The 21,331-nt window shown below is 62.3% G+C and carries 19 protein-coding genes and 1 tRNA gene; 6 read left to right on the top strand and 14 right to left on the bottom strand.

Going from position 1 to position 21,331, the window contains the following annotated elements; genetic code table 11:
• Nucleotides 1-85 precede the first annotated feature (85 nt).
• Nucleotides 86-1,561 (top strand): multicopper oxidase domain-containing protein, encoded by a 1,476-nt coding sequence (locus ACK2VC_RS13165; RefSeq protein WP_486730810.1) that lies wholly within the window; start codon nucleotides 86-88, stop codon nucleotides 1,559-1,561.
• A gap of 2 nt (nucleotides 1,562-1,563) precedes the next feature.
• On the top strand, nucleotides 1,564-1,980 hold the full coding sequence (locus ACK2VC_RS13160) for a hypothetical protein (protein ID WP_486730809.1): 417 nt from the start codon (nucleotides 1,564-1,566) through the stop codon (nucleotides 1,978-1,980).
• Between the two features lie 75 nt (nucleotides 1,981-2,055).
• Here ACK2VC_RS13160 and ACK2VC_RS13155 read toward each other — a convergent pair whose 3' ends face one another.
• From ACK2VC_RS13155 to ACK2VC_RS13095, 13 genes are all read right to left on the bottom strand, one after another.
• A complete protein-coding gene (locus tag ACK2VC_RS13155) occupies nucleotides 2,056-2,664 on the bottom strand; it encodes a hemerythrin domain-containing protein (RefSeq protein WP_486730808.1) in 609 nt (202 codons plus the stop codon).
• 233 nt (nucleotides 2,665-2,897) lie between these two features.
• Nucleotides 2,898-3,233 carry a monovalent cation/H(+) antiporter subunit G gene (mnhG, locus tag ACK2VC_RS13150; RefSeq protein ID WP_486730807.1) on the bottom strand — a complete coding sequence of 112 codons (336 nt, stop codon included), beginning with the start codon at nucleotides 3,231-3,233 and terminating at the stop codon, nucleotides 2,898-2,900.
• Nucleotides 3,230-3,511: a K+/H+ antiporter subunit F gene (locus ACK2VC_RS13145; RefSeq protein ID WP_486730806.1), complete on the bottom strand. Its 282-nt coding sequence runs from the start codon at nucleotides 3,509-3,511 to the stop codon at nucleotides 3,230-3,232. Before ACK2VC_RS13145 ends, mnhG begins: the two co-directional genes overlap by 4 nt.
• Complete coding sequence (locus tag ACK2VC_RS13140; protein ID WP_486730805.1) at nucleotides 3,508-3,996, bottom strand: Na+/H+ antiporter subunit E; 489 nt, start codon at nucleotides 3,994-3,996, stop codon at nucleotides 3,508-3,510. Before ACK2VC_RS13140 ends, ACK2VC_RS13145 begins: the two co-directional genes overlap by 4 nt.
• A complete protein-coding gene (locus ACK2VC_RS13135; protein ID WP_486733241.1) occupies nucleotides 3,996-5,603 on the bottom strand; it encodes a monovalent cation/H+ antiporter subunit D in 1,608 nt (535 codons plus the stop codon). Before ACK2VC_RS13135 ends, ACK2VC_RS13140 begins: the two co-directional genes overlap by 1 nt.
• A 23-nt stretch (nucleotides 5,604-5,626) precedes the next feature.
• On the bottom strand, nucleotides 5,627-5,971 hold the full coding sequence (locus tag ACK2VC_RS13130; protein WP_486730804.1) for a Na+/H+ antiporter subunit C: 345 nt from the start codon (nucleotides 5,969-5,971) through the stop codon (nucleotides 5,627-5,629).
• The gene (locus tag ACK2VC_RS13125; RefSeq protein ID WP_486730803.1) at nucleotides 5,971-8,934 is read right to left on the bottom strand and encodes a monovalent cation/H+ antiporter subunit A; all 2,964 of its coding nucleotides are present in this window, start codon (nucleotides 8,932-8,934) and stop codon (nucleotides 5,971-5,973) included. The genes ACK2VC_RS13130 and ACK2VC_RS13125 overlap by 1 nt, the downstream gene beginning before the upstream one ends.
• Before the next feature lie 468 nt (nucleotides 8,935-9,402).
• Nucleotides 9,403-9,481: transfer RNA gene (locus ACK2VC_RS13120), tRNA-Ile, on the bottom strand.
• Between the two features lie 72 nt (nucleotides 9,482-9,553).
• Complete coding sequence (gene rpoD, locus ACK2VC_RS13115; RefSeq protein ID WP_486730802.1) at nucleotides 9,554-12,103, bottom strand: RNA polymerase sigma factor RpoD; 2,550 nt, start codon at nucleotides 12,101-12,103, stop codon at nucleotides 9,554-9,556.
• Nucleotides 12,104-12,326: 223 nt separating this feature from the next.
• Complete coding sequence (gene dnaG, locus ACK2VC_RS13110) at nucleotides 12,327-14,108, bottom strand: DNA primase (protein WP_486730801.1); 1,782 nt, start codon at nucleotides 14,106-14,108, stop codon at nucleotides 12,327-12,329.
• 31 nt (nucleotides 14,109-14,139) lie between these two features.
• Nucleotides 14,140-14,589 (bottom strand): GatB/YqeY domain-containing protein, encoded by a 450-nt coding sequence (locus ACK2VC_RS13105; RefSeq protein WP_486730800.1) that lies wholly within the window; start codon nucleotides 14,587-14,589, stop codon nucleotides 14,140-14,142.
• A gap of 119 nt (nucleotides 14,590-14,708) precedes the next feature.
• Nucleotides 14,709-14,921 (bottom strand): 30S ribosomal protein S21, encoded by a 213-nt coding sequence (rpsU, locus tag ACK2VC_RS13100; protein ID WP_005665410.1) that lies wholly within the window; start codon nucleotides 14,919-14,921, stop codon nucleotides 14,709-14,711.
• A 92-nt stretch (nucleotides 14,922-15,013) separates the two neighbouring features.
• Nucleotides 15,014-16,210, bottom strand: coding sequence for a BaiN/RdsA family NAD(P)/FAD-dependent oxidoreductase (locus tag ACK2VC_RS13095; protein WP_486730799.1), 1,197 nt, complete (start codon nucleotides 16,208-16,210; stop codon nucleotides 15,014-15,016).
• A 318-nt stretch (nucleotides 16,211-16,528) separates the two neighbouring features.
• On the opposite strand from ACK2VC_RS13095, the gene ACK2VC_RS13090 reads away from it, so the two are divergent.
• The 4 genes from ACK2VC_RS13090 to ACK2VC_RS13075 all read left to right on the top strand — a co-directional run bounded on the left by ACK2VC_RS13090 (nucleotide 16,529) and on the right by ACK2VC_RS13075 (nucleotide 20,594).
• Nucleotides 16,529-16,777 (top strand): hypothetical protein, encoded by a 249-nt coding sequence (locus tag ACK2VC_RS13090; RefSeq protein ID WP_486730798.1) that lies wholly within the window; start codon nucleotides 16,529-16,531, stop codon nucleotides 16,775-16,777.
• 84 nt (nucleotides 16,778-16,861) lie between these two features.
• The gene (tsaD, locus tag ACK2VC_RS13085) at nucleotides 16,862-17,890 is read left to right on the top strand and encodes a tRNA (adenosine(37)-N6)-threonylcarbamoyltransferase complex transferase subunit TsaD (protein ID WP_486730797.1); all 1,029 of its coding nucleotides are present in this window, start codon (nucleotides 16,862-16,864) and stop codon (nucleotides 17,888-17,890) included.
• Between the two features lie 366 nt (nucleotides 17,891-18,256).
• Nucleotides 18,257-19,456, top strand: a complete 1,200-nt coding sequence (locus tag ACK2VC_RS13080; RefSeq protein WP_486730796.1) for a cation:proton antiporter — start codon at nucleotides 18,257-18,259, stop codon at nucleotides 19,454-19,456.
• Nucleotides 19,457-19,481: 25 nt separating this feature from the next.
• Nucleotides 19,482-20,594 (top strand): YbdK family carboxylate-amine ligase, encoded by a 1,113-nt coding sequence (locus ACK2VC_RS13075; protein WP_486730795.1) that lies wholly within the window; start codon nucleotides 19,482-19,484, stop codon nucleotides 20,592-20,594.
• A gap of 16 nt (nucleotides 20,595-20,610) precedes the next feature.
• Here ACK2VC_RS13075 and plsY read toward each other — a convergent pair whose 3' ends face one another.
• Nucleotides 20,611-21,255: a glycerol-3-phosphate 1-O-acyltransferase PlsY gene (plsY, locus tag ACK2VC_RS13070; RefSeq protein ID WP_486730794.1), complete on the bottom strand. Its 645-nt coding sequence runs from the start codon at nucleotides 21,253-21,255 to the stop codon at nucleotides 20,611-20,613.
• Nucleotides 21,256-21,331: the final 76 nt, after the last annotated feature.

Raw genomic sequence — 21,331 nt, 5'->3', positions numbered from 1 at the left:
ATTGCAATCCTGTAACATGTACATGCAGCATTTCGTCACATTCAGCCGCTTCGCAGTTCCGTATCCACGCCATCAGGAGAACCGAGTGATCATATCCAGAGTGACCCAAGCCCTTGCCTTATGCACGGCCGCGCTGTTGCTGGCCGCGTGCAACCAGAGTGCGCCGAAGCCCGCCGCTGCGGCGGACGATCCATATGACGTCAGCAAGATGGACCTGAAGCCGACACCGGCCAAAGTCACTTCGGAGCGCCACACCGGCCCGTTTGCCGAAGGCGCCGCGCTCAGCATGGGCAGCGAATTGAAGCCGCTCGATCCCTCACCGGTAAAAACGATACGCCTGGACACCACCCACAAGATCATTGAAATCGCCCCCGGCGTGAAGTTCAGCGCCTGGACCTTCGGCGACCAGGTGCCGGGACCGACCATCCGCGCCCGCGTCGGCGACAAGATCAAGTTCAGCATGACCAATCGCAGCGACGAAGTCATGCCCGGCGTGCAGTTTATCGCCGCACCAATGATGCATTCGATGGATTTCCACGCGGCGATGGTGTCTCCGCAGGACAAATACCGCTCGATTGCTCCCGGGCAGACGATCGAATTCGAGTTCACGCTGAATTACCCGGGCGTGTTCATGTTCCATTGCGGCACGCCAATGATCCTTGAGCATATCGCCTCGGGCATGTACGGTGCGCTGATCGTCGAGCCGCGCGCCGGTTACCCGACCAAGGCCGATCGCGAATACGTGGTGACCCAGAGCGAGTTTTACGTCAAGCCGGATCCGCAGAAGCGTAAGGTCGACGGCCAGCCGCTGTATGTGCTGGATGGCGACAACCTGAAAAAGGCATTGCCCAGCTATACAGTGTTCAACGGCGAACATAACGGCATGGTCAAGAAACCCTTGCCGGCCAAGCCCGGCGAGCGCGTACGCCTGTTCGTGCTGAACGTCGGCCCCAGCAAGACTTCCAGCTTCCACGTGGTCGGCACCATCTTCGATCGCGTCTGGATGGACGGCAATCCCGACAATCAGTTCCGCGGCATGCAAACCGTCCTGCTCGGGTCCTCCAACAGCGCGATCGTCGAATTCATGATTCCGGAAGCCGGCCAGTACATCATGGTCGACCATCACTTCGCCAATGCCTCGCAGGGGGCAATCGGCCTGGTCGATGCCGGCACCGCGAAACCGGCGGATAAAAATGACCTCGAACACCACAACATGCCGGCCACTTCGACACCGAGCGAGCCGGCGGCGGTCCAGGGCAAACTCGATTTCGAGAGCAAATGCCTGGCCTGCCACTCGATCGGGCGCGGCAAGAAACTTGGCCCCGACCTGCTCGGCGTGACCAAGCTGCGCAGCGACGAATGGCTGAGGAAGTGGTTGAAATCGCCGGAGAAGATGCTGGAAACCGATGCCGACGCCAAGGCCCTGCTGAAGGAATACAACAATATTCCGATGCCGAACCAGAACTTGAGCGATACTGAAATCGACCAGTATCTGAAGTACTTCCACTGGGTCGACGCGCAGCCGCCAGGCGTGATACACAGCGCGGAAGGCAGCCACTGACCATGCGCGCCGTTTTCTGCGCAGCGGGAATCCTGCTGGCACTGTGCGCCTCGGCGGCCAGCGCCTGCGGCCACTGTGTGGAGGACAAGGTGGCGGCCGTGTATGACTACGCGGTCGCCAGCCAAGCCTTCAGCCAGAAGCACCAGGTCGCTTTTTTCGGCATCGACGGCCCGCTGATGATGGGCGAGAATTCACGTCGTGAAATAGAGGCCATCACCCGCGACATTGCGGGAATCGACAAGGGCAGCACACGCGTCTCGCTGGAATCGGCGGCGCTGTCGGTCGCCTTCGATCCGCGCCGCATCAGCTATGCCAATCTGCAACGCAGCCTGGAGCGCAAGCTGGCCGCCAGGAAGCTGGCATTGCTGCCGATGCGGGTGATGGACGAACCGGCTAAGCTCAAGGCGGCGCCGAATTAGATCGGCACGCAGGCAAGCGTAATCAAAAAAGGGCAGCCATGGCTGCCCTTTTTCAAGGCGGGGCGCACCGGATGTTCACTCTTTCAGCGCATCGCCCACGCCCATCGGCGCCGGCGTGATGTTGACGATCAATGAGAACAGTTTTTCGAAGTCGCCCTTCATGTCGACTCCGGTCAACGCGTCGCGATTGCTGGCAAACGCCGTTTCGATTTCCTGCCATTCTTCCGCCTGCAGCAGCCGGGAAGCCGCCGGCAATATGATTTCCTCTTCCTGCCGCATGTGGCTGAAATAGAACCCGGCGTAATCGGAAACCAGGGTACGAAACGCCGGGAATGCAGTCGCACCGATGAACTCATAGTGGCTCAGCGCATTGTTCAGGCGATGCACCAGCTCCGTGCCTTTACGGTGTTGTCGTTCCAGGTCGGCAATGGTCTCGTCCAGCTCGTCGTTACGCCCGCGCAGGCGCGCAAACAGGTGATGATCTTCTTTCGGATGATGTATGCGATCCGGGAATTCATTGATATAGAAAAGCATGGCGCGAAACACCCTCAGATCCGGCGCATGCTTGCCCTGGTCGATCTCGCGCACGAAATACTGCATGCCGCGAATGATGGAAGCCAGGTTCCCGTGCTCATCGTGGATGATGCGCAAGGTGTTCTGTTCAGACGACAGCGGCAAAGACATGGTTGTTTCTCCTGAATTGGATGCTCGATATCGTCGCCAGTGCTACGCGTGGGATCTCGTATGACACCAACCCGGACCGCGCAAAAGGGAGTGCTTGCCACACTCCCGTCCACGGCCCCGATTGTCGGCATCGCCCCACTGCGCCTGGCCCGAGCAAATCCTAATTGTAATCAGCAAATGTTCCAAATGATGTAAATCAAGCTTTCTCGTCAATGCCCGCGCAGCGCCGAGACTCATTTCCGATCCGCGGTGCGCCGTTCCACCCGCTCGCGATACAGCGAGGCCTGCATCAGCAGCAAGGCGGTCACCGGCGAAGTCAACAGCACGAACACGACAATCAGGATTTCCTGCACCACCATGCGCTGCCCGTGGCCCGAAGCCACCAGCATCGACGCCATCAGCACGCAGGCCAGGCCCAGCGTATTGCCCATGGTCGGGGCGTGCATGCGGGCCTGAAAATTCGGCAGACGCAACAGGCCGGCAGAACCGATCAATGCCAGCACGCTGCCGCCAACCAATAGCAGCGCGGCCGGCAGCGCTGCCCACAGCGGGACCTCAAGCATCGTCATGGCTCGATCACCTCGCCGCGCAGCAGGAATTTTGCCATCGCCGCCGAACCGACGAAACCGAACAGTGCCATCAGCAGCGCGATATCGAAATACACGCGCGAACCGAAGCGGATGCCGAGCGTCAGTAGCAGCAGCATGCCATTGACATACAGCGTATCCAGCGCCAGCACGCGGTCGTGCGCAGCCGGCCCGCGCAGCAGGCGCAGCATCGCGCAGCACATGCCGAGCGCCAAGGCAATCAGGGCGAAGGTGACCGCCCAAGGCAGTATCAGGTTCATTCGAATATCTCCTTCAATGGCTGCTCGTAACGATCCTTGATGGTGCGAATCCAGATTTCCCGGTCCTGCAAATCGAGCACATGAATGGTCAGTGTGGCGCCATCCGCGGACAATCCGGCCCAGACCGTGCCGGGGGTGGCGGTAATGATGCAGGCCAGCATGGCAAGGCCGTGCGGATCGCGCAGCTCGATCGGAATTTGCATGAAATCCGAGTTCGAGCGGCGCGCCTTGGAACCGAAAATCAACATGGCCACGGCAAAATTCGAACGCACCACATCCACCGCGACATGCGCCAGCAGCGACAGCACCAGCAGCACGCGCCGCGGCTGCGCCTGCAGCGGCTGGCTGCTGGCATTCAGCAATACCACCAGAATCGCCAGCAGCAGGCCAAACACGATCTGGCCGGCCTGCAGGCTATCGTTCAGCAACAGCCAGATCAGCAGTAAAAACAGCGTCAGGCGCGACATGATCAAGCGCACTTTCATCACGGTCTCCCCCACGCAGATGATTTTGCCGGCGCCAGCACGGCATCGACATAAATTTGCGGCGTGGCAAGCGATCGTGCGGCGGTGTCCAGATATGCGGCCACCGGGCCGGCGCCCACCGTCAGCGCAACGCACAGCAAGATCAGGAAGGCGACCGGGCCGGCTTCGATCAGCCGCAGGCGCGGCACAATGCGGCCATCCGAACTCCAGAATATCCGCATCCCCATCCTGGACAGCGCCATCACGCCCGCCAGGCCGGAGCCGAGGATGGCGATCAGCAGCAGCGTGGCCGACCACATGCCGGTCGTCGGGGCGGCCAGCGCCGTGGCCAGGATCGAAAACTTGGCGACGAAACCGGACAGCGGCGGCAAACCGCTAACCAGCAACGCGCAGAGGATGAAGCCGAGACCCAGAAACGCCATCGCCGCTGGAATCACGATTCCCACCACTTCGTCCGGCCGCTCCGGATCGAAAGGATCATCGACGCCAAACGATTCGAACGACACCGCCAGCACGTTGGCGCCGAATGCGCGGCTGCGTTCAATCATCTCGGCCAGCATGAAGAAGGCGCCGGTGGCCAGCACCGAGCTGATCAGGTAAAACAGCGCCGACCCGGCCAGTGCGGCGCCGCCCAGGCCGAGCGCGGCCAGCAAGGTGCCGGCCGAGACGATCACGCAATACGCGCTCATGCGCTGCGGTTGCTGCGCGCTCAGCATGCCGGCGCTGCCGAAGAACAGCGTGACCAGGCCGATGCCGAACAGCCAGGTGCCGCCAAACGGCGCCGGCGCACCGGCGACGGCAAACAGCGAGCCCAGCCGCAGCAAGGCGTAGATCCCGACCTTGGTCAGAATCGAAAACAGCGCCGCGACCGGTGCCGCAGCCGCGCCATAGGCGCCCGGCAGCCAGAAATTCAACGGCCAGACTCCGGCCTTGACCAGGAATGCGACGCCCAGGATCGCGGCGCCGGTGTCGAACAGGGCCCGGTCGTCCGCGCCCAGCGCCGGCAGCCGCTGTGCCAGATCCGCCATGTTCAGGGTACCGGCGATGCCGTAGATCAACGCGGTCCCGATCAGGAACAGCAGCGACGCCACCAGGTTGATCGCCAGGTACTGCAGGCCTGCCTTCACCCGCGGCGCGCCCGACCCGTGCAGCAGCAAGCCGTAGGATGCGGCCAGCAGTACCTCGACGAAGACGAACAGATTGAACAGGTCGCCGGTCAAGAAGGCGCCATTGACGCCCATCAGCAGAAACTGGAACAGCGGCTTGTAATGTGCCCCCAGGCGGTCCCAGCGCGCCATGCCGTACACCAGCGCCGCCAGGGCCAGCACCGCGCTCAGCGTCAGCATGATCGCCGCCAGCCGGTCCGCCACCAGCACGATGCCGAACGGTGCATTCCAGGCGCCGAGCCGGTACACCGCGATCGCATCCGTACCCGCTTCCGGCAACTGGCCGCCGGCTTGCGCCAGCAAGGCCAGCGCCACCGCCAGTTGCGCCGCGGTCGCGCCCAATCCGATCAGGCTGCGCGCGCTGCGGCGACTGTCGCCCAGCAGCAGCATGGCGGCTCCGGCCAGCAACGGCAGCAGGATCGGAAGTATCGGCAAGTGCATCAGCAACTGCGCCAGCCAGCCGCTCACGATTCGGCCTCCTGGCCATCGACGTGGTCGGTGCCGGTCAGGCCACGTGCCGCCAGCAGCACCACCAGGAATAGTGCGGTGGTGGCGAAGCCGATCACGATCGCAGTCAATACCAGCGCCTGCGGCAGCGGATCGGCAACCAGCGCGGCATCGGCGGCATCAGCCGAGCCGACAATCGGCGCCTGTCCCACGGCCAGTCGCCCCATGCCGAAAATGAACAGGTTGACCGCATACGACAACAGCGACAGCCCCATGATGACCTGGAAGGTCCGCGGCCGCAGCAGCAGCCAGACGCCGGAGCCGGTCAGCACGCCAATCGCCAGGGCGTAAATCAGCTCCATCAGCGCTGCCCCCCGGATGGCGTCGCCTGCCGCACCACATGCGCCAGCGTCGGCGCCGGCATCGACTGCACGGCGGCGCGCTGGCGATGGCTGCGCAGCGACTGGTGCGCCAGCGCCACCAGGATCAGGACGGTCGCGCCGACCACCAGTAGATAGACGCCAAGGTCGAACAGCAGTACGCTCGGCACATGCAAACCGCCCAGCAGGGGCAGCGGTATATCCCAACTCAGCGCCGACAGGAACGGGCGACCGGCCAGCCACGCCAGTGCACCGGCGCCGACCGCGCATAGCAGCCCCAGCCCAATCCAGTATTGCGGATGGATCCGGGTGCGCGATTCGGCCCAGACGGTACCGCCCGCCAGGTATTGCAGGATCACCGCGGTCGCCAGCACCAGGCCGCCGACGAAGCCGCCGCCGGGCGCGTTATGCCCGCGCAACAGGAAAAATACCGAGACCAGCAGCGCCACCGGCAGCAACAGCCGTACCAGCACTGCCGGCAATCTGAGCGGTCCGGCCGGCAGCGGCGCGTGCGGATCCGGCTCACTGTGGCCATCCTGGCCGTCGTGACCGTCCTGGTCGCGCTGCTGGCTGGTCTGTCCAATGCTTTCCGGTGCCGGGCGGAAGCGCCGCAGCAGCGCGTAGACAGTCAGCGCGACGATGCCCAGCACGGTGATTTCCCCCAGCGTATCGAAGCCGCGGAAATCGACCAGGATCACATTGATGACGTTGGCGCCGCCGCCCAGCGTCAACGCATTTTCGATAAAAAACGGCGCGATGCCGGCGCCGGCCTGGCGCGTCAGCACCGCATAGGCCAGCCCCGCCATACCGGCCCCGACCACGGCGGCCAGCAACAGGTCGCGCAGGCGCCGGCTGCGCGCGCGCACGCGCTGCGCCAGCGGCTCCTGTTCGTCGTCGGCGCGAAAGCGCGGCGGCAGCCAGCGCAAGCCGAGCAGGATCAGCACCACCGTCACCACCTCCACCGCCAACTGGGTCAAGGCCAAGTCGGGAGCGGAAAACCAGGCGAAGGTCACGCTGGTAACCAGGCCGGCGCCGCCCGCCAGGGCCAAGGCCGCTAGCCGATGATATTTCGCCTGGCCGGCTGCACCCAGCGCACAGGCGGCACCGATCAGCCACAACAACGCAAACACCGGGTCGAGCTTGGTCAGCGCCATGTCGCCAGCCGGCAAGCCGTCGCGCCATAACGGAATCAGCGCCGCGCCGAAGGCCACGCCCACCAGCAACAGCAATTGGGTTTGCAGGCGTTCCGGCGACAAGGCCCGGGTCAGCGCACCGGCCAGGCGCGTGACGTTATCCAGCAGGTACTCGAACAGACGCTTGCCATTGACCGGGTAGATCAGCGGCACCACGCCGGGCGCGCGCTGCTGATACTTGCCCAGCACCAGATACAACGCGACGCCGCCCGCCATCGCGATCAGGCTCATCATGAGCGGCAGGTTCAGGCCATGCCAGACCGCCAGGCTATAGGGCGGCAATTCGGCGCCCAATACCGATGCCGCCGCCACAGCCAGCAAGGGCCCGACCGTCAGCGACGGCAGGACGCCGACCACCAGGCAAGCCAGCACCAGCAACGCGCTCGGTACCAGCATCCAGCCCGGCGGCTCGTGCGGCATGCGCGGCAAATCGTGCGGCGGCGGCCCGAAGAATACCTGCAGGATGAAGCGCAGCGAATACGCCACGCTGAACAGGCCATACACCACCGCCACCAGCGGCAGGCCGTAGCGCATCACCAGATTGCCGCTGATGAAAACGGTTTCCGTAAAAAACATCTCCTTCGAAATAAAACCGTTCAGCAACGGCACGCCAGCCATCGCCGCCGCCGCCACCACCGCCAGCGTGGCGGTAATCGGCATCATCCGGTACAGGCCCGAGAGCCGGGTCAAATCGCGCGTGCCGCTTTCATGATCGACCATGCCGGCCGCCATGAACAAAGAGGCCTTGAACGTCGCATGATTCATGATGTGGAAGATGGCGGCCACCAGCGCCAGCTCGCTATTCAAGCCGAGCAGCAAGGTGATCAGCCCGAGATGGCTGATGGTGGAATACGCCAGCACCCCTTTCATATCCAATTGAAAGGTCGCCGCATAGGCGCCCAGCACCAGCGAACACAGGCCGGCGCCGCCGATGATCCAGAACCAGGCTTCGGTACCGGCCAAAACCGGCCACAGGCGCACCAGCAGGAACACGCCAGCCTTGACCATCGTCGCCGAATGCAGATAGGCCGACACCGGTGTCGGCGCCGCCATTGCATGCGGCAGCCAGAAATGAAACGGGAACTGCGCACTCTTGGTGAGCGCGCCAAGGGCGATCAGGATAAGCACCGCCGGATACCAATTATGCGCACGCACCTGGGCGCCGGCCGCCAATACCGCGTCCAGATCATAGCTGCCGACGATCTGCCCCAGCAGCAGCACTCCGGCCAACAGGCACAGGCCGCCGCCGGCGGTGACCGTCAGCGCCATGCGGGCGCCGCGCCGGGCGTCGATCCGGTGATGCCAATAGGCAATCAGCATGAACGAACTGAGGCTGGTCAACTCCCAGAACAGCACCAACTGAATCAGATTGCCGGACAGCACGACGCCCAGCATCGAGCCCATGAAGGCCAGGAAAAAGGAAAAGAAGCGCGGTACCGGGTCCTGCGGCGACATGTAGTAGCGCGCATACAGCACCACCAGTGCGCCCATCACCGTGATTAGCAACGCGAACAACCAGGCGTAGCCATCCATGCGCAAGCTGAAATCCAGGCCCAGCGTCGGCGCCCAGGGCAGCACGGTGCGCACCACGGTGCCGGCGGCCACCTCGGGATAATGCTGCACCGTCAGCGCGGCGCAGGCCAGCGCCACCAGCCCGGCCAGCCAGGCTTCGGCATTGCGCGCATTGGACGGCAGGAAAGCGGCACAAAGGCTGCCTGCGAATGGAAGAATCACTATCCAGAGAAGCGACATAATTCTCTCAAGTGTTTAAACCCAGGCGCGAATTTCCTCGCGCGGTTATCACGGCCCGCATCCCGGGACAAAATGATAGTTGGAAAAATCGAATCAATAGTCTGTATCGGTAAAAGGAGAATCGGACGCGCCGACCATGGCGGACGGCGTGCAAGTGAAAAGGGGGCATGGCAGCAATCCCGAATGCCACCGATGCGATGCTGATGTCGATACGGACAGAGCACTCGCGTAGCCGGCAGCCCGCCGCGCGCACCGCTTTATTATAAAGGAAGCGCTAGTCGCTTCCGTTCGCGATAAACCCGGTGGTGCCGTTCTGCGGCTCGCGCCCTCAAGTTGCCACAGGCCTCAATTTATCGACATACTCCAGATGTCGACGACCGATACGGCGCATGAATCATGCGGTAAATGCACATACCCTTCGAAATAAAATGGGTTAGCGATTTCTCAATCGCTAACCCATTTTTCGACTGGTGGGCCCCCCGTGAGTCGAACACGGCACCAACGGATTATGAGTCCGCTGCTCTAACCAAGCATGAGCTAGGGGCCCAATCTTGCACCTTCGCCGTCCCGCCCGATCCCTGCTTCCATCGGGTACCGACAAACGACCTTACCTGGATTCCTAGTTGCCTTCCAGGAAGCTTTTGAGCTTGTCGGAGCGGGATGGATGGCGCAGCTTGCGCAGCGCCTTGGCCTCGATCTGGCGGATCCGTTCGCGCGTGACGTCGAATTGCTTGCCGACTTCTTCCAGCGTGTGGTCGGTCGACATTTCGATACCGAAACGCATGCGCAGCACCTTGGCCTCGCGCGGCGTCAGCGAATCGAGCACGTCCTTGACCACGCCGCGCATCGATGCATGCAGCGCGGCGTCGGCCGGCGCCAGCGTGTTGTTGTCCTCGATGAAGTCGCCCAGATGGGAATCGTCGTCGTCACCGATCGGCGTTTCCATCGAGATCGGCTCCTTGGCAATCTTCATGATCTTGCGGATCTTGTCTTCCGGCATTTCCATCTTGATCGCCAGCGTCGCCGGATCGGGTTCGGCGCCAGTTTCCTGCAGGATCTGGCGCGAGATGCGGTTCATCTTGTTGATGGTTTCGATCATGTGCACCGGGATGCGGATGGTGCGCGCCTGATCCGCGATCGAGCGCGTGATCGCTTGCCGGATCCACCAGGTGGCGTAGGTCGAGAATTTGTAGCCACGCCGATATTCGAATTTATCGACCGCCTTCATCAAGCCGATATTGCCTTCCTGGATCAGGTCGAGAAATTGCAGGCCGCGGTTGGTATATTTTTTCGCAATCGAAATCACCAGCCGCAGGTTGGCCTCGGTCATTTCGCGCTTGGCCTTGCGCGCCTTCATTTCACCGGCCGACATTTTCTTGTTGATGCCGCGCAGGTCCGGCAACGGCAGCACCACCCGCGCCTGAAGGTCGATCAGTTTTTGCTGCAATTCCTTGATGCTCGGCACGTTGCGCGCCAGCACCGTGCTGTATTCCTTGCCGGCCCGGACTTCGCGGTCGATCCAGTCGAGATTGGTTTCATTGCCCGGAAAAACCTTGATGAAATGGGCGCGCGGCATGCCGCATTTGTTGACCGCGACGTCCAGGATCTGTTTCTCGATGTGGCGCACCTCGTCCACCTGCCCACGCAAGGTATCGCACAGCTTTTCCACCACCTTGGCGGTGAAGCGGATACCGAGCAATTCGTTCGAGATCGCTTCTTGCGCCTTGATATAGGGCTTCGATTTGTAACCTTCCTTCTCGTAGGCCTTGCGCATCTTGTCGAACTGGACGGCGATCGTGGCGAACTTCGCCAGCGCGTCGCGCTTCAATTGTTCGAGCTGCTCCTGCGAAAAACCGGCAGCACCGGAAGCGGCAGTGCCGTCTTCTTCCTCTTCTTCGTCCTCGTCGCCTTCTTCCTCTTCCTCTTCCTCATCGGCCGCGGCGACTGGCGCCGCGCTGCTCGCCGCGGGCTGGTCGGAAGTGGCATTCAGGTCCACCAGGCCATCGACAATCTCGTCAATCTTGATTTCATCGTTGCTGATGCGCTCGGCGCTGGCCAGGATTTCGGCAATCGTGGTGGGGCAAGCGGAAATCGCCTGGATCATGTCCTTCAAGCCATCCTCGATGCGCTTGGCGATTTCAATTTCGCCTTCCCGTGTCAGCAGTTCGACCGAACCCATTTCACGCATGTACATGCGGACCGGATCGGTAGTGCGGCCGAAATCGGAGTCGACCGTGGACAACGCCGCTTCCGCCGCGGCTTCCGCATCGTCATCGCTGGCAACGTTGGCAACGTTGTCCGACAGCAGCAGCGACTCGGCATCCGGCGCATGTTCGTACACCGCAATGCCCATGTCATTGAAGGTGCCGATGATGCCTTCGATCGCTTCCGGATCGACGATATTCTCGGGCAGGTGGTCGTTGATTTCCGAATACGTCAGGAAGCCGCGCTCCTTACCGAGCTTGATCAGGGTTTTCAGCTTCTGCCGACGACGCTCCAGTTCCTCTTCGGTCGCTTCGGTATCGGAAGAAAACGCATCCTTCAGCAAGGCTTTTTCTTTCGCCTTGCGATCGCGCGCGCGGGCCTTGTCGACCGCCTTCAGTTCCGCCCGCTCGACTGCGTTCAGCGCCGCCACTTCGTCATTTTCCGGCTGGAATTCTTTTGGTTTGCGGCCGCGGCGGCCCGGAACCTTGACCGTCGGCAAGACATAGCCGGAGGTATCGATTGCCGCCAAGACGGCGGCATCGGTGGTCTGGCTGACACCTGATCCAGCCGTCGCGCTAACGGCTGGCTTTCCATCGTTGCCGATGGCGCTTTTACCTGGTTTGGCCACTGCTTTAATGTCGGATTTCTTGTTTGTCACGGATACTTTCAATTGCCCGGAAGCCTGCTTGCTGGCGGCCCGTGGCGCAGATTTTACTCGAGAGGCGGATACCTGTTTGGAGGCAAGCCGGGCACCCGCAGTTTCGATTTTTTTTGTGGCTGTTTTGGGCGCGGCCTTGGCTGCGACTTTTGCGGTAACCGCGCCACTTTCCTTGGCCGCCGTCCTGGCAGCGACCTTTCCGGCAGTCACTATTGCCTTGACCGGAGCCGATCTGATCACGGCCGATTTTGCTTTTTTTGCCGAAGATGTCAGGGTTTTCGCTGGTTTCTTCATTGCGTTCGCCATGGGATCAATACCAACTGTCCAGGTTTTAGATGACGGCGTGCGGCATCAACAAGGAAAAAGTCGCATCCTGCTGCCGACGTTACCTCCAATGCGGGAACTTCTGCCTTCCCTTTGACGCTAAAAACAGCGTTTGCGGCAAGAAACGATTCCCCAAGACCTCCAATCAAAAGCCTTTAATTGTAGCATAGCGCCTAGCCCTCCCCAGTCACGCCCGGCGCCAAATCTAGCCGATTTCGGCCTCCGCCGCTCGCCTCAACGCATCTTGCCGCGCCATCAATTCCCGATAGCGAACGCGGCTTTCCTCAAGCGTCAATCCGGCCTCGGCCAAACGCTCCATCTCGGCTTTCAACATGCGCATCTCCACCTGCCGCAACGCCCCTGATAATTCGCGTCGCGCCGCCGCCAATTCGGATTCGGGTTGGCCCGAAATTTCAGAAATGAGCGTATCAAATTCCGGGTTTTCATGCCGCAATTGTTCCGACAGCGCAGCGAAGCCGACCTCGCCATCGGCGGCGCGGATGGCGGTGATCAATTGCCGCATCATATCTTCCTCGGGCGCCAGGAAATCGATCACCGCCATGGCAGCGGCGTCCAGCGCCAAGCCCAGCGCCGGATGGGCCAGCAGCAGACGCATGATCTGCCGCTCCAGCCCCATCGGCGCCATGCGCTTGCTGCGCGGCGGCGCTTGGCGGCCGCGCAGTACGGGCTGATTCAGCTCGCACAAACTTTCGATTTCGGCGGCGCTGGATTGTGTTGCCTGCGCCAGTTCGCGCACGATCTGCAGCCGTAACGCGGTCGGCGGCATCAGCTGCAGCAAGGACTTGGCCTCGAACTGCGCCCGCGCCCGCTCTTCCGCGCTCGCCAACTCGCCGTCGCCGCACACCTGCGCCAACAGGAAGCGCGACAGCGGCATAGCGTCGCGGATCTGCTGCTCAAAGGCCTCGGCTCCGAGCGTACGCACGTAGCTGTCCGGATCGTGCTCGGCCGGCAGAAACAGGAACTTGATCGTCTTGTTGTCGCTCGCATGCGGCAAGCACGCATCCAGCGCGCGCCGCGCCGCGCCGCGCCCGGCGCGGTCGCCGTCAAAGCTGAATACGATGTGGTCAGCCTGCCGCATCAGCTTTTGCACGTGGATCGTCGTGCAGGCGGTGCCAAGCGTCGCCACCGCCTGCGGAAAGCCAAGCTGCGCCAACGCCACCACATCCATATAGCCTTCGGTAACCAGCACATAGCCGGCACTGCGAATGGCCTGACGCGCCTCGAACAGTCCGTACAGTTCGCTGCCTTTTTGAAACAGTGGTGTCTCCGGCGAATTCAGGTATTTCGGCTCACCGCGATCCAGCACCCGCCCGCCAAAACCGATGATCTGGCCCTTCTGGTTGCGGATCGGAAACATGATGCGGTCGCGAAAACGGTCGTAGCGCTTGTGGTCGCCGCCTTCATCGCGATCGACCACCAATCCGGCTTCGACCAAGGCTTCCTGCCGATAATCCGGGAACACCGCGCGCAGGCCGTCCCAGCCGTCCGGCGCATAACCGATGCCGTAGCGCACCGCGATTTCGCCGCTCAAGCCGCGCCCGATCAGATAATCCTTGGGCCGCTGATGGGCCCGCAACTGGCTGCGATAAAACTCGCCGGCACGCGTCATGACGTCGGATAGGGCCAGGGTTTTCGCCTGGTATTCGGCGCGCTGCGCCGGCGGCAGGCGATCGTCGTTTTCCGGCACCGGCATGCCGACGCTTTGCGCCAGCTCCTTGACCGCATCGACGAAACCGAAGCCGGAGTACTCGATCAGGAAACCGATCGCGCTGCCGTGCGCGCCGCAGCCGAAGCAATGGTAGAACTGCTTGGTGGGACTGACCGTGAAGCTGGGCGATTTTTCATTATGAAAAGGGCACAGACCCATGAAATTGGCGCCGCCTTTTTTCAGCGGCACGTAGCGCCCCACCAGCTCGACAATGTCGATCCGGTTCAGCAAATCCTGAATGAACGAATGCGGGATCAACTGGATGCAGTCATGTCGACAATGCGGGCACTTATGACTTCGCCAGCGCCGCCTTGACGAAGGCGGAGGCAACCCCCATGTCGGCGCGTCCCGCCAGGCGTGGCTTCAGCAGCGCCATCACCTTGCCCATGTCCTGCGGACCGCTGGCGCCCGCTTCCGCGACCGCGGCAGCCACTTCCGCCTGCACTTCGGCGTCCGACAGCGAGGCCGGCATGTAGGCCGCCAGGATCGCCAGCTCGGCCTTTTCGATGTCCGCCAGATCCTGGCGCCCGCCCGCTTCATACTGGCTGATCGAATCCTTGCGCTGCTTGATCATTTTTTCAATGATCGCAAGCACCTGGGCATCGTTCACCTCGATGCGTTCGTCGACTTCCTTTTGCTTGATCGCCGCCGTCAGCAGCCGGATCGTGCCCAGCCTGGCGGCGTCCTTGGCGCGCATCGCGGCCTTCATGTCATCGGTAATTTTCTGTTTCAGGCTCAAACCAACCTCCGGCATCGATAAATGATCGAAATGTGATCGTTAAACGCCAAAACCCGCTGCGGACCTTCCGGAGCGGGTTTGCAACGGCTGACGGTTGTCGCACCAGGTGCGACAGGAAATCAGTACAGCTTTTTTGGCAATTGCTGGCTGCGAATGCGCTTGTAGTGGCGCTTCACCGCAGCGGCAAGCTTGCGCTTGCGTTCAGCAGTCGGTTTTTCGTAGAACTCGCGCGCACGCAATTCGGTCAACAAACCGGTTTTTTCGATCGTCCGCTTGAAGCGGCGCATGGCGACTTCGAATGGCTCGTTTTCTTTAAGGCGAATTGTGGTCATGTGAAATTCAAACCGAGGTTTAGGGAAAGAGCGGAATTATAGCAGAACCGCAAGCGCGATGAAAGCCTCGCGATAGCCAGCGGCGCAATGCATCAAAGCGACCGACCCGCCGCCATCGCGGAAGCCCAAGCCCACTGGAAGTTATAGCCGCCCAGCCAGCCCGTCACATCGACTGCCTCGCCGATGAAATGCAGGCCCGGCACCTTGTGCGCCATCATGGTTTGCTGCGACAACTCGCGCGTATCGACGCCGCCGAGCGTCACTTCCGCCTTGCGATAGCCTTCGGTGCCATCCGGCCGGATACGCCACTGGTTGAGCGAAGCGCCCAACCGCGCCAGTTCGCGGTCCGGCATGTCGGCCGGCCGCATCTCGGGATGCAAGCCGGTGGCCGACAGCCAGCCTTGCGCCAGGCGTGCTGGCAGCCACTGGGCCAGCGTATTGCCGAGATTTTTCCTGCGCGCTGTCTTGCCGTCGCTCAGGGTTTGAGCGACGTCAATTCCGGGCAACAGATCCAGCAGCAGATCGGTGCCGGGGCGCCAGAAATTCGAGATTTGCAGCACCGCCGGCCCCGACAGCCCGCGGTGGGTAAATAGCAGATCCTCGGAAAAAAAGCCGCGCCCGGCTTTTACGCCGGTTTCGATCTCGACCGGCAGCGCGATGCCGGCCAACGGCACAAACGGCTGCCAGACAGCCGGGTCGAAGGTGAGCGGCACCAGGCCGGGGCGCAGCTCGCAGACCCCGAGTTCGAACTGGCGCGCGATGCGGTAGGCGAAATCGGTAGCGCCGATTTTCGGAATCGACAGGCCGCCGGTGGCAATCACCACGCTGGCGGCGGTCAGTTCCCCGCCATCGGTGTCGAGCCGGAACTGCTCACCCGCCTTGCCCAGACTCTTGACTCGGCTCGGCATGCGCCACTGCACGTTGCCCAGCGCGCACTCCGCCTTCAGCATGGCGATGATGTCTTCCGCCGAGTCGTCGCAAAACAACTGGCCCTTATGCTTTTCGTGATACGCGATCCGGTGGCGCTTCAGCAAATCCAGGAAATCCTGCGGCGTATAGCGCGACAGCGCGCTCTTGCAGAAATGCGGATTGTGCGACAGGTAATTTTGCGGGCCGGCATGCAGGTTGGTGAAGTTGCAGCGCCCGCCGCCCGAGATGCGGATTTTTTCCGCCAGTTTGGCCGCATGATCGATCAAAACCACGCGCCGCCCGCGCTGGCCGGCGACGGCGGCGCACATCATGCCGGCCGCGCCCGCGCCGATCACGGCGACGTCGAATTTTGCAGTCATGGCTGATTCCGGAAAAAGAAGCCGCGATTGTAAACGAGGCCGGCGCTTCGAAAATTCGATTCTCGCCAACTGCCCGGCGCCGGACGGCTGCCGGCTCCGATTCGGGTATGCTTGATCCGGCAGCCGTCTGCATACAGGCGATTTCGTGATTTTCCCGGGAGAGATTTATCAATGGCAATTGGTTGGTTAGCTGTACTGAAAAGCGTTCCCTGGGCTGACGTTGTCAGCAATGCACCGTTGGTGGCCGATGGTGCGCGCAAGCTATGGAAGATCGCCGCCCGGAAACCGGCGGCGCCATCGGCTGAAGCCGCGGACACGATGCCCGCCCCGGCTGCCGACCCGGTCGCCACACTCGAGAAAAAAATCTCGGAGCTGGAGGCTGCCGGCATCGAATTGCAGAGTCAAATGGCGACCTCGTCCGAATTGATCAAGGCGCTGGCGGAGCAGAATACGCAACTGATTCAAGGCATCCAGACCCTGCGTCGGCGCGCCGTCTGGCTGACCGGCATGCTGACCATGACGACCATCCTTGCCGCCGCCGCACTGGTGCTGGTTCTGATCCGTTAATCCGGGGCAACCCACTGCCGGCAGGCAGCGGCGGGTGTGGAATACAATGCGCTACATCCGCCCCTCATCCCATCAAAGATTTCCATGCTCGTCCTCGGTATTGAATCATCCTGCGATGAAACCGGCATCGCGTTGTACGACACCCAGCGCGGCCTGCGCGGCCACGCGCTGCATTCGCAGGTCGCGATGCACCAGGAATACGGTGGCGTGGTGCCCGAACTGGCTTCGCGCGACCACATCCAGCGCGCGCTGCCGCTGCTGCAACAAGTGCTGGACCAAAGCGGCGCGACACGCGGTGAGATCGACGCCATCGCCTACACGCAGGGACCGGGGCTGGCCGGTGCGCTGCTGGTCGGCGCCGCCATCGCCAGCAGCCTGGCTTTCGCATTGGGACGACCGCTGATCGGGATTCATCACCTGGAAGGACACTTGCTGTCGCCGTTGTTGGCCAGCGATCCACCGCAGTTTCCATTCGTCGCCTTGCTGGTGTCGGGCGGGCACACGCAATTGATGCGGGTCGACGGCATCGGCCAGTACACGCTGCTGGGCGAAACCCTGGACGACGCCGCCGGCGAAGCCTTCGACAAGTCGGCCAAGCTGCTGGGATTAGGCTATCCGGGCGGGCCGGCAATTTCGCGCATGGCCGAGTTTGGCGACCCGACCGCGTACCAGTTGCCGCGTCCCATGCTGCATTCAAAAAATCTGGATTTCAGTTTTTCCGGACTGAAGACGGCGGTGCTGACCCTGGTCAAGCACCAGATCACGAATATCTGCGAACAGGACAAGGCCAACGTCGCGCGCGCCTTCGTCGATGCCGTGGTGGAAGTGCTGACCGCCAAATGCATTGCGGCCATCAGGCAGACCGGCCTGCAGCGGTTGGTGGTGGCCGGCGGCGTGGGCGCCAACGCACAATTGCGCGAGGCGCTCGACACTGCCGCGGGGAAACAGAAATTCCGCGTGTATTACCCGGAGCTTCAATTCTGCACCGATAACGGCGCCATGATCGCCTTCGCCGGCGCGCTGCGCCTGCAGGCCAATCCGCAGGCCGCGCGCTGCGAGTACTCCTTCGATGTGCGGCCACGCTGGCCGCTGGAAACCTTGCAGCGCGTGTAGGCAGGGCCCGCCCACCGAGGCCGCCGGACGGTGCGCGCGTCAGCAGACGCCGGGCCACACCATTGATTCCCGACAACTCCCGCGCACATTTGCACGCTGGAATGCTTTTCCGCTATGTTATTCTTCGGCCCTGTTGTGCTGATCGTGGTCTTGCTGGCGGAAAATCAGCACTGCCGCAACCTCGCTGCGCCCAAGCCGACAGCGTAACCGCGCCGGATTGTTCGCTGTCGCCCTAGCACAAAACCACAGGCACGAATGCGTGCCGACTTGCATGCCGCCCGCGCCGGCGGCACAGTTTTCTGAAATGCTGGCGGCTTGCTGCCGCGGCACCCGGTCTGTACCGCATCTACTCAAAACGGGAACGCGATGACATCACTACATTTCTTGCCGGCGCTGCCGGACGGACTCAACCTGTTGACTGCCACCGGCCTGATCCTGATTGCCGGCATCCTCGGCGCAAGGCTGGTGGCGCGCGCACTGCCGGTGCCGGTGATTACCGGTTATGTGCTGACCGGGCTCTTGATCGGGCCGGCCGGATTCAATCTGATCGACGGCGACACTCTGAACCGGCTCGGCTTGCTGGTGGATCTGGCGCTCGGCCTGGTGCTGTTCGAACTCGGCCGGCGGGTCGATTATCGCTGGCTGCTGCGCGAAAAGCGCCTGCTGCTGACCGGCATCATCATCAGCGTCGGCACCTTCCTGGCGCTGTTCGAAGTGCTGACCCTGTTTGGCGTCGGCAAGCTGATCGCCAGCATGGTGGCGGCGATCGGCATGGCAACTTCGCCGGCGGTGGCGATGAATGTCGTCAATGAAGTACATGCGGAGGGACAGTTGACGGAACGCATGCTGAACATCGTGGCCATCGGCAACTCGCTGGCCTTCGTGGTGTTTTCGATGGGGCTGGCGGCGCTGCACGTCGAATTCCAGGCCGGATGGCGCAGTTACGTGCTGCATCCGCTCTACCTGCTGGGCGGCTCGATCGCGTTGGGCTGGCTGGTGAGCCGGCTGCTGATCTGGATCGGCCACTGGCTCGGGCGCGATCGGCAGGCGCAGTTGATCCTGGTGCTGGCGCTGGTGGCGGCCACGGTCGGCATGGCGGCGATGTTCAATCTGTCGGCGCTGATCGCGCTGCTGGCGTTCGGCATCGCCAGCCGCAGCGAGGACCGCCGCCACGCGCTGGTGGAGGTCGATTTCAGCCAGTTCAACGCCCTGCTGTATGTGGTGCTGTTCGTGTTTGCCGGCGCCCGGCTGGAACTGTCGCATCTGCGCGAGCTGGCGCCGCTGGTGCTGGCTTTCGTCGCGGTGCGTTTCGGCGTCACTGCCCTGCTGACCACCTCCCTGGCGGGCTTCAACGGCATGACGCTGAAGAAGGGCGGATTGCTGGGCGTGGCCTTGCTGCCGCTATCCGGCTTCAAGATTATCATGGTGCAGCAGGCGGCCGGGGCATATCCGGATTTCGGCGTCCAGATGACCACGCTCACGGTGTCGATCCTGGTGATCCTGGAAATCATCGGCCCGATCTGCACCCGTTACGCGCTGATCCGGTCCGGTGAAGCCAAGACCTGAAGCGCTGACACAGGAGAATTTCCCGATGCTGACATTCAACTCTTCCACCCCGCTGACGATGGGAGTGGAGCTGGAACTGCAGATCGTCAACCGCCGCGATTACAACCTGACGCGCGGCTCCAGCGACCTGATGGCGCTGCTCGACAAGCAGCAGCACGGCTACGACATCAAGCCGGAAATCACCGAGAGCATGATCGAAATCGCGACCTCGGTGCATACCGAGCACGGCCCGATGCTGGCCGAGCTGGACGCGATGCGCAAGCTGCTGGTGGCTGCCGCCGACAAGCTGAATCTCTCGCTGGCCGGCGGCGGCGCTCATCCGTTCCAGCACTGGGAAGACCAGCGCATCTTCCCCGCCGAGCGCTACCGGCTGGTATCCGAGCTATATGGCTACCTGGCCAAGCAGTTCACCGTCTACGGCCAGCATATCCACATCGGCTGCCCCAACGGCGACGAAGCGATCCGGCTGTCGCACCTGCTGGCGCGCTACATCCCGCATTTCATCGCGCTCTCGGCTTCGTCGCCGTTTTACCAGGGCATCGACACCACCTTCCAGTCGTCGCGCCTCACCAGCATCAATGCCTTCCCGCTGTCCGGCTATATGCCGTTCGTCACCGACTGGGACGGCTTCAATGCCTATTTCAACAAGATGGCAAAGCTCGGCATCGTCGCCAGCATGAAGGATTTTTATTGGGACATCCGGCCCAAGCCGGAGTATGGCACGGTCGAGATTCGCGTCTGCGACACGCCGCTGACGATCGAAACCGCGGTCGCGCTGGCGGCTTACGCGCAGACGCTCTCGAAGCATTTTTTCGCGGAGCGCGCGCTGCAGCCGGCGCAGGACGTGTATCTCACGTATTCCTACAATCGCTTCCAGGCCTGCCGCTTCGGCTTGGGCGGGGTGCTGATCAATCCGCTGACGGGCGAGCAGCCGAGCATCAAGGAAGACATCCTCTCCACCTTCGAAGCCCTGGCGGAGGTGGCACGGGAACTGGGGACCAGCAACGCGATCGCCTACTTGCGCAAGCAGGTGCTGGCAGGCCAATCCAACGCCGACTGGCTGCGCGTCGCTTATCAGGAAAGCGGCTCGCTGAACGACGTGGTGCGCCAGCAAAGCAAATTGTGGATGGGACGCTGAACCACCGTCGCCGACTTCATTTTTTGGCTGGACTCTTGGGCGATGCACTTTTGGCTGCGGGCTTCTTGCCGCCGATCCGGCTTTCCTTGCCTGCGATCAGCTTGCCGATATTCTCCTTGTGGCGATACACCAGCAGATAAGCCATTGCCAGCACCGCCAGCAGGATGGCGTCGGTGCCGAACATGAAGCCGTAATAGAACGGCGCGAATACCGCTGCCACCAGCGCCGCCAGCGACGAGTAGCGAAACGCATAGGCAATGATCAGCCAGGTGGCCAGTGTCGCCAGCCCCAGCCACGGACTCAAGCCGAGCAGCACCCCCAGCGCGGTGGCCACTCCCTTGCCGCCGACGAAGCGAAAAAACACCGGCCACAGGTGACCGAGAAACACCGCCAGCGCCACCAGCGCGACGCCGGTGGCGCCGACCCCGTAGCGCGCGCCGTACTCTTGCGCCAGCCATACCGCCAGCCAGCCCTTGGCGCCATCGCCGAATAGCGTCAGCAGCGCCGCCGCCTTGTTGCCGCTGCGCAGGACGTTGGTGGCGCCGGGGTTCTTCGAGCCGTAGCTGCGCGGATCGGCCAGGCCGAACAGCTTGCTGACCACCACCGCAAATGAAATCGAGCCGAGTAGATAGGCCGCCAGCACGGATAACACTGTATTCATTGATTTTTCCCTGAGTTGTCTGCCTCGCCAGGATTGATGACAAAGCATACTGCCTATTGTATTTTTTATTTCGCCC

The sequence above is a fragment of the Herbaspirillum sp. WTB6 genome (assembly GCF_057457785.1).
The sequence above is the reverse complement of the archived record's forward strand: the minus strand, read 5'-3'. Positions and strand labels throughout refer to the sequence as shown.